The organism is Stenotrophomonas sp. UBA7606 (assembly GCF_002477705.1).
In the GTDB taxonomy this organism is placed as follows: Bacteria; Pseudomonadota; Gammaproteobacteria; order Xanthomonadales; family Xanthomonadaceae; genus Stenotrophomonas.
Window position 1 is genome coordinate 23,433 of record NZ_DLJW01000038.1, and the last position, 7,262, is coordinate 30,694.

Annotated in this window: 5 protein-coding genes; all 5 read right to left on the reverse strand. The window is 65.0% G+C overall.

Annotated elements, in window-relative coordinates; genetic code table 11:
- Positions 1-34: 34 nt before the first annotated feature.
- Positions 35-2,866, reverse strand: a complete 2,832-nt coding sequence (locus B2527_RS05605) for a 2-oxoglutarate dehydrogenase E1 component (protein ID WP_293706547.1) — start codon at positions 2,864-2,866, stop codon at positions 35-37.
- Positions 2,867-3,040: 174 nt separating this feature from the next.
- Positions 3,041-3,931 carry a GNAT family N-acetyltransferase gene (locus B2527_RS05610; RefSeq protein ID WP_414717007.1) on the reverse strand — a complete coding sequence of 297 codons (891 nt, stop codon included), beginning with the start codon at positions 3,929-3,931 and terminating at the stop codon, positions 3,041-3,043.
- A gap of 11 nt (positions 3,932-3,942) precedes the next feature.
- Positions 3,943-5,418, reverse strand: coding sequence for a cupin domain-containing protein (locus B2527_RS05615; RefSeq protein ID WP_293706549.1), 1,476 nt, complete (start codon positions 5,416-5,418; stop codon positions 3,943-3,945).
- A 264-nt stretch (positions 5,419-5,682) separates the two neighbouring features.
- On the reverse strand, positions 5,683-6,192 hold the full coding sequence (locus B2527_RS05620) for a DUF3060 domain-containing protein (RefSeq protein WP_293706550.1): 510 nt from the start codon (positions 6,190-6,192) through the stop codon (positions 5,683-5,685).
- Positions 6,193-6,563: 371 nt separating this feature from the next.
- A partial coding sequence (locus B2527_RS05625; protein ID WP_293706551.1) for a lyase family protein occupies positions 6,564-7,262 on the reverse strand: 699 nt, incomplete at its 5' end.

Here is a 7,262-nt window from a genome sequence, read left to right on the forward strand (position 1 = left end):
TTTCCTGGTTTCGTTTTCTTGTGGAAAAGGGGGCTTATTCGGCGTAGTTGTCGTCGATCTTGTTGACCAGCGCGTCGGCGAGCAGCTGTGCGAGTTCGCGCAGGTGATCGGACATGTGGCCAACAGCAGGCGACGGAGAACGCGGGCGACCGGCATAGTGCAGCGCCTGGCCATCGGCCACGCATGCCTGCAGGTGGTGCTTGATCTGGTACCACGCACCCTGGTTCATCGGCTCTTCCTGGCACCACACGACGTCGGTGGCCTTGCCGTACTTCTTCAGCTCGGCAGCCAGCGCCGGGCGCGGGAACGGGTAGAGCTGCTCCACGCGCACCAGTGCCACGTCGTCCTGGCCACGCTTGGTCATGTCTTCCAGCAGGTCGTAGTAGACCTTGCCCGAGCAGACCACCACGCGCTTGACCTTCTTGGCGTCCGCGGTGGCGTCGCCGATCAGGTGCTGGAACTCGCCATTGGCCATTTCGTCCAGGCTGGACACGGCCAGCTTGTGGCGCAGCAGCGACTTGGGCGACATGACGACCAGCGGCTTGCGGGTGTCCATGCGCATCTGACGACGCAGCATGTGGAACGCCTGCGCCGGGGTGGACGGCACGCAGACCAGCATGTTCTCCAGTGCGCACAGCTGCAGGAAGCGCTCAAGGCGCGCCGAGCTGTGTTCCGGGCCCTGGCCTTCATAGCCGTGCGGCAGCAGCAGGGTCAGGCCGGAGATGCGGCCCCACTTGGCTTCGCCGGAGGCGATGAACTGGTCGATCACCACCTGGGCACCGTTGGCGAAGTCGCCGAACTGGCCTTCCCAGATGCACAGGGTGTTGGGATCGGTGGTGGAGAAACCGTACTCGAACGCCATCACGGCTTCTTCGCTGAGCAGCGAATCGATGATGGTGGCCTGTTCCGGCGACTCGACCAGCTGACGCAGCGGCAGGTAGTAGTTGTCGGTCTTCTGGTCGTGCAGGATCGCGTGGCGGTGGGTGAAGGTGCCGCGGCCCACGTCCTGGCCGACCAGGCGCAGACCATTGCCTTCGTCCAGCAGCGTTGCGTAGGCCAGGTTCTCGGCAAAGCCCCAGTCGCCGAGGATTTCGCCGGCGGCCATCTTGCGACGGTCGTCGTACACCTTGGCAACGCGCGAATGCACTTCCACGCCTTCCGGAATGGTGTTGATCATGGTGGCCAGCTGGGTCAGCTTGCCCATCTCGACCTTGGTGCTGACCGGGTCGGACAGCTTGCCGGACAGGTACTTCGGCCAGTTGACGAACATCTTGCTGGTGGCCGGGGTCTTTTCGACCGTGGCCAGCTCGGTGGTGACTTCACCGGAGTCCAGCTTGTTGCGATAGGTGTCGACCATTTCCTTGCCGGCGCCAGCGGCGATCACGCCTGCGGCTTCCAGCTGCTCTGCGTAGAGCTCGCGGGTGGTCTTGTGCTTGCGGATCACCTGGTACATCAGCGGCTGGGTGATCGCCGGCTCGTCGGCCTCGTTGTGGCCCCAGCGGCGGTAGCAGACCAGGTCGATCACGACGTCCTTGTGGAACTGCTGGCGGAAGTCATAGGCCAGCTTGGCCGCGAACACCACCGCTTCCGGGTCGTCGCCGTTCACGTGCAGGACCGGTGCGGCGACCATCTTGGCGATGTCGGTGCAGTACAGGGTCGAGCGCGAGTCGTCGCGGTTGGAGGTGGTGAAGCCCACCTGGTTGTTGATGACGATGTGCACGGTGCCGCCAACGGTGAAACCGCGTGCCTGCGACATCTGGAACAGCTCCATCACCACGCCCTGGCCGGCAAATGCCGCGTCGCCGTGGATCAGGATCGGCATCACCTGCTTGCGTGCGGTGTCGTTGCGGCGTTCCTGGCGCGAGCGCACCGAGCCGGCAACCACCGGGTCGGCGATTTCCAGGTGCGACGGGTTGAAGGCCAGTGCCAGGTGCACCGGGCCGCCGTCGCTGACCACGTCGGCCGAGAAGCCCATGTGGTACTTCACGTCACCGGCAACGGCGCGGTCGTCGTGCTCGAACTTGCCTTCGAACTCGTCGAACAGCTTGCGCGGGTTCTTGCCCAGGGTGTTGACCAGCACGTTCAGGCGGCCGCGGTGGGCCATGCCGATCACCACGTCCTTGACGCCTTCCTTGCCGGCGTCGCGGATGATGGTGTCCATCATCGGGATCAGCGAGTCGCCGCCTTCCAGCGAGAAGCGCTTCTGGCCGACGTACTTGGTGTGCAGGTAGCGCTCCAGGCCTTCGGCGGCGGTGAGGCGCTCCAGGGTACGGCGCTTGGTGTCGGCATCCAGGTTGTAGTTGCCACCGGCAGCCTCAAGCCGCTGGTAGAGCCACTGGCGCTGCTCCACTTCGGCGATATACATGAATTCGGCGCCGATCGAGCCGGTATAGGTCGCCTTCAGGCGGCTGACCAGATCGCGCAGCTTCATCCGCGGCTGGCCGCCAACACCGCCGGTGCTGAACTCGTCGTTGAGGTCGGCATCGCTGAGGTGGTGGAAGGGCAGGCCCAGGTCCGGCGGATTGACCGGCGGGGTCAGGCCCAGCGGGTCAAGATTTGCGCCGAGGTGACCGCGCGAGCGGTAGGCGGTGATCAGGCGGCCGACATTGCGCTCGCGCTCGTCGCCGGAACCGGCGTTGCTGCCGACCTTGCCAGCATTCTTTGCGGCTTCGGTGATGTGTGCGATGGCAGCAGAGTGCGGCACATCGCCAGCTTCGCGGCCTTTGAAGCCGTCAAAGTAGGACTTCCACTTGGGGTCCACACTGTCCGGGGAGACGAGGTACTGTTCGTACAGGTCCTCGACATAGGAGGCGTTGCCGCCGGCGAGCTGCGATGATTGCGCAAACTGCTTCAGTAGATTGTCCACGATGGAGAGTCGGATTCACTTGTGGGGTAGTTCTGGGAACCGGTGGACCTGTTCTAGCGTCCCGCGCGGGCGTGTTCTAACCACGAAATTATACCCCTCACTGGACAGGAAGGGGCACCTACACTGTCCCGCGCATTAATACCTGACTGCGCCTTGTCCTGCCCCGGTCAATGCTCAGACACCTAGTACGCGAAGCCCGTTGCAATCACGTGAACGCTCCCAGGTGCGCTTGAACAGCAGCTCCTGCTGTTGGGCGCGGGCGGGGCTGTCCAGCGCCAGTTCGCCTTCGGCGCGGGCACCTATTGGACGAAAGTAGCAGTCACCCTGATCGTTGCTGATCGCCGCCGAGGCCACCTGACAATCCGCCGGGTCTACCGGTTCACGCAGATGGAACACACTGGGCAGGCGCTGCACCAGTGCGATGAAGGCCGCAGGCAGGGCGGGCAGGTCGGCTTCGTGCAGCAACACCTGCACCTGTTTGTCGTGACGGGCGGTGGCAAACCGGCGCAGGGCGTCCAGTACCAGGGGCTGGGCGAGCAGGGCGTCATTGCCACGCAGCTGCAGGTACAGAGAACGGCGTGCAGCGTGGATCACCGCCGCCGCCGCCGCCCGGGCCTGATCCGGGTCCTGCACCCGCATTGCTCCGTCCAGACGCCGGCGCATGGTCTGGTGGCCGATGCCGGCTTCTTCAAATTCAACACCTTCCGGCAGAAACCCGTTACAGGCATAGAAGTCGCGTGCGTGCAATTGAGCGTGCAGGCTGACTTCGCCCCAGCCGCGCTTGCGGGCGGCGTCCAATAGCGCATTCAGCAAGGCTTGGCCTACACCTTTGCCACGCCAGGCGGCCAGTACCGCCATGCGGCCGATGCGCTGATCCGGGGTCAGGCGAGCGGTGCCGATGGCGTGGCCATGCTCATCCAGCGCCAGTGCGTGGTCGCTGAGCGGGTCCAGTTCGTCGATTTCCAGCTCGGCCGGAACGTTCTGCTCGCTGACAAATACGGTATGACGCACGCCGTGCAGCAGGGCCTGCTGCACGGCGTAGTCGGCGATCTCTACATGGAAGATCGCGGCTGGACTCATGCCGACGGGGTTTCCGCGTCGTCTTCGTCCTCTTCTTCGCCGTCGTCGCAGATCACCACCACTTCGACACCTTCCTCGTTGACCATGACGGTCTCGATGCTGGCGCTGGACGGCTCGCCGTCACCGGCTTCGCTGTACTCGATGACCTCGATCTCGACTTCCGGGGCGTCGGCTTCGTCGTCGAAGTCCTCGTCGAAGTCTGCTTCTTCGGCATCTTCCAGCACTTCCAGGGCGTCCTGTTCGGCCAGCATGGCGGCGATGGTGTCCACGTCCAGCAACTGGTAGTGGCCGCCGATGATCAGCTCCATCAGGGCGTCACGGCCCTTGTTGCTGAGCTTGTTGAACAGGCCGATGTCGATCTGTTCGGCACCGGCCAGGGCCTGCGCGTCCTTGATCGACAGCTGGAAGGCCAGGCCCGAGCAGTACAGCGAGGCGCCACGGGTGGCGCGGCGCCAGGCCAGGCGGGCCCAGGGATGGCGTTCGAGCACGCCGCCGTTTTCCAGCTCGGCCTGGACCTCTTCCGGCGACGGCGGTGCCTGCGAGGGCAGGATGTCGCCGGCGGCACGGTAGGTGGTGATGAAGCGGCCGAACCAGTTGCCGAGGCGGTCCGGGTCGTTCATGCGCAGCGCATTGAGCGCGGCAACCACCCGCTTCATGGCGGCGGCGTCGATTTCGTTCGGGTCTTCCGGCAGCTTCAGGTCCGGGTCCTGGAAACGGATGGATTCGTCGGCATCGGCAACCAGATCGTCCAGGTAATCGCTGATCAGCTCAGCCGAGGACGGTGCACGCATGCCGAAGGAGAAGGTCAGGCAGGGGTTCACGGCAACGCCGTTGTGCGGTACGTTCGGCGGCAGGTACAGCATGTCACCCGGGCCCAGCACCCAATCGTGGGTGGCCTTGAACTTCTTCAGCAGCTTCAGCTCGACGTCGGGGCGGAACTCCAGCGACGGACGCTTGCCCTTGGTGGACTCGCTGGCGTCGATCTGCCAGCGGCGCTGGCCGTGGGCCTGCAGCAGGAATACGTCGTACTGGTCGACATGAGCGCCAACCGAGCCGCCGGTGGCGGCAAAGCTGATCATCACGTCGTCCATGCGCCAGCGCGGCAGGAAGTTAAAGTAGGAAGTCAGGGCGCGCACTTCCGGGTCCCACTTGTCCACGTCCTGCACCAGCAGGGTCCAGTCGTGGTCGGGCATGCCGGGGAAATCTTCTTCCTGGAACGGACCGGTGCGCAGGGTCCAGCCATCGGTGGCGCGGTCATGGCTGACGATACGGGCCAGCGCGCCTTCCTCGCAGGCCAGGCCGGCCAGGTCTTCGGGCATCACCGGGGTTTCAAAGTCCGGGAAGGCGGCGCGGATCAGCAGCGGGCGCTTCTGCCAGTAATCGCGCAGGAAGGTGGCCGGGTTCATGCCCAGCGGCAGCCCGGGCTTGGCCTGGACTTCGATCGGATAGGTCTTTTGCTTGCGTGCAGCCATGGGGGAAATCCTTTGCAGCGGAGGTCGAACAGGGGCGCGCGATGCGCGCAGGCGGCTATTGTCCCCTTGTTGGCGGCAATACGCACCGTGGGCGACTGATCTGGATCAAATAGGTAGGGCAATCAGGTAGTGCCGAGCCATGCTCGGCAATGGCCTGCCCGATGGCTCCCGCCGCCGTGGCACTGTCGGGAATGCTTCAGTGGCACCGGCGTTGTAGCTGGGAAAGCCCTTGCCGAGCATGGCTCGGCACTACCCGCGGGATGGTCAGATGACCCGGTTGCCGGTGCCGCTGTCCTGGATCCTGGGCTCGCTGCTGGCGTTGACGGTATTGCCGGTGCCGCTGAAGCTGACCTCGGCGGTCTCGTTGACCAGGATCATGTTGTTGTTGCCGCTGACGTCGATGCGGCGGGCATTGGTCAGGTTGAGGACGTTGTCGCTGCCGAGCACGCGTACGGTGTCGACCTGTTCGTTGAGCACGGTGAACTGGCGGCCTTCCAGCGTGATGGAGCGGGCCTTGCTGACATTGAGCGAGCCATTGGAAGCCGTCACGGTGACATCGCCACATTCGCCGTCGATGACCTGGCTGCTGTTGTCGTGGCTGATGCGCAGGTTCCTGCCGCCGCACAGCGCGCCCGCGCCCGGGTCAGTGAGGGTGCTGGGCGCCGGGCCGGGAGTGCCCGCTGGGGCGACTGTTGCCGTTGCGGGCGCCGGTTTGTTGCAGGCGGTCAGGCTGAGGGCAATGGCAAGGACGGTGTAGAGCACAGGCTGCTTCATCCGCGGTTTCCGGGCTGAGGGGTCAGTCCGATGCTGTCAGAGCGGCTGCGAAGGTTTCATTACGTGGATGGGGCGTTGATGAACAAGCGCAGGCCAGTAGCGCTATCGAGGGCCGTGGCCTCCGCCCTGGATTCCGTTCCGGTCCCGTAGTTGTGGGAGTTGCGGGCGCGCGGTGGCCGGGGGCGTTGCCGAAGTGCCGGCCCTCTCCCTTCTCCCGTTCACGGGAGAAGAGCCTGTCCCCGCGAAGGCGGGGATGCCCGAAGGGCGGATGAGGGCAGCTTTTGACCTTGTCCGGTTTCGCAGACGGCCCTTCTCGCCTCACAGGTCGAAGAAGGGCGCTGCCCAATCCCGCATTACCGCAGGTTTGCGACTCAGATCGCCTTGGCCAGATCCGCAGCCAGGCCGGCATAGCCACCCGGGGTCAGCTCGCGCAGGCGCTGCTTGGCATCGGCCGGCAGTTCCAGGGTTTCGATGAACTCGCGCATCGAATCGGCGGTGATACCGTGGCCGCGGGTCAGGGCCTTGAGCTGCTCGTAGGGGTTGGGCAGGCCGTGGCGGCGCATCACCGTCTGTACAGCTTCGGCCAGCACTTCCCAGGCGGCATCCAGGTCGGCGTCCAGACGCTCCGGGTTGACGGTCAGCTTGCCCAGGCCCTTGGCCAGCGACTCCAGGCCCACCTGGGTGTGGCCGAAGGCGGTGCCCACGGCGCGCAGCACGGTGGAGTCGGTCAGGTCACGCTGCCAGCGGCTGATCGGCAGCTTGGCGCTGAAATGCTCGAACAGCGCATTGGCGATGCCGAAATTGCCCTCGGCGTTCTCGAAATCGATCGGGTTGACCTTGTGCGGCATGGTCGAGGAGCCGACTTCGCCTTCCTTGAGCTTCTGCTTGAAGTAGCCCAGCGAGATGTAGCCCCAGATGTCGCGGGCCAGGTCGATCAGGATGGTGTTGGCGCGGCGCGCGGCGTCGCCGATCTCGGCAACGTTGTCGTGCGGCTCGATCTGGGTGGTGTAGGGGTTGAACACCAGGCCCAGCGAGGTAACGAAACGCTCGGCGAAGGCCGGCCAGTCCAC